Source organism: Dellaglioa sp. CoH-57-MRSF-19, assembly GCF_056781975.1.
Map to the genome: position 1 here is coordinate 1 of NZ_JBXAXW010000011.1, position 1,799 is coordinate 1,799.

Sequence of the window (1,799 nt, forward strand, 5' to 3'; positions counted from 1 at the left end):
TGGCGCTAAGAAGCTTAACTTCTGTGTTCGACATGGGAACAGGTGTATCCTTCTTGCTATCGCCACCACACTCTTTTTTTGAGAAAACTTATTCTCTCAAAACTAGCTAATATTTATCATTGATTTTTAAGCCGTACACCGTTTCACACCACTTTGTGGTTAAGTCCTCGACCGATTAGTATTGGTCCGCTCCATACATCACTGTACTTCCACTTCCAACCTATCTACCTGATAATCTTTCAGGGGTCTTACTTCCATAAAGGAATGGGAAATCTAATCTCGAGGTGAGCTTCACACTTAGATGCTTTCAGCGTTTATCTCATCCATACATAGCTACCCAGCGATGCCCTTGGCAGAACAACTGGTACACCAGAGGTATGTCCATCCCGGTCCTCTCGTACTAAGGACAGCTCCTCTCAAATTTCCTACGCCCGCGACGGATAGGGACCGAACTGTCTCACGACGTTCTGAACCCAGCTCGCGTACCGCTTTAATGGGCGAACAGCCCAACCCTTGGGACCGACTACAGCCCCAGGATGCGATGAGCCGACATCGAGGTGCCAAACCTCCCCGTCGATGTGGACTCTTGGGGGAGATAAGCCTGTTATCCCCAGGGTAGCTTTTATCCGTTGAGCGATGGCCCTTCCATACGGAACCACCGGATCACTAAGCCCGACTTTCGTCCCTGCTCGACCTGTAAGTCTCGCAGTCAAGCTCCCTTGTGCCTTTACACTCTGCGAATGATTTCCAACCATTCTGAGGGAACCTTTGGGCGCCTCCGTTACCTTTTAGGAGGCGACCGCCCCAGTCAAACTGCCCACCTGACACTGTCTCCCACCACGATTAGTGGCGAGGGTTAGAGTGTTCATACAACGAGGGTAGTATCCCACCAATGCCTCCTCCGAAACTAGCGTTCCGGTCTCTACGGCTCCTACCTATCCTGTACAAGTTATACAAACACTCAATATCAAGCTACAGTAAAGCTCCATGGGGTCTTTCCGTCCTGTCGCGGGTAACCCGCATCTTCACGGGTATTATAATTTCACCGAGTCTCTCGTTGAGACAGTGCCCAAATCGTTACGCCTTTCGTGCGGGTCGGAACTTACCCGACAAGGAATTTCGCTACCTTAGGACCGTTATAGTTACGGCCGCCGTTTACTGGGGCTTCAATTCTGGGCTTCGCCGAAGCTAACTCATCCTCTTAACCTTCCAGCACCGGGCAGGCGTCAGCCCCTATACGTCATCTTACGATTTTGCAGAAACCTGTGTTTTTGATAAACAGTCGTTTGGGCCTATTCACTGCGGCTGACCTTTCGGTCAGCACCCCTTCTCCCGAAGTTACGGGGTCATTTTGCCGAGTTCCTTAACGAGAGTTCTCTCGCACACCTTAGGATACTCTCCTCGACTACCTGTGTCGGTTTGCGGTACGGGTAGTTATATTCTAACTAGAAGCTTTTCTTGGCAGTGTGACATCAGTTACTTCGCTACTTAATTTCGCTCCCCATCACAACTTGTCCTTAAAGTTAAGCATTTAACTCAACTTCAGACTTATTGCTTGGACGCACATATCCATCAGTGCGCTTCCTTAGCCTGCTGCGTCCCTCCATCGTTCAAACAAATATAACTAGTACAGGAATCTCAACCTGTTATCCATCGTCTACGCCTCTCGGCCTCGACTTAGGTCCCGACTAACCCTGGGAGGACGAGCCTTCCCCAGGAAACCTTAGTCATTCGGTGGACAGGATTCTCACCTGTCTTTCGCTACTCATACCGGCATTCTCACTTCTAAGCGCTCCACC

General features: G+C 50.0%; 2 rRNA genes (1 of these 2 running past the window's edge). Both read right to left on the minus strand.

Annotated features, from left to right (window positions below):
- Window positions 1-70 (minus strand): 5S ribosomal RNA (rrf, locus tag AC1RO3_RS07725); the annotation flags it as partial.
- 85 nt (window positions 71-155) lie between these two features.
- Window positions 156-1,799 (minus strand): 23S ribosomal RNA (locus AC1RO3_RS07730); it runs 1,375 nt beyond the window's last position.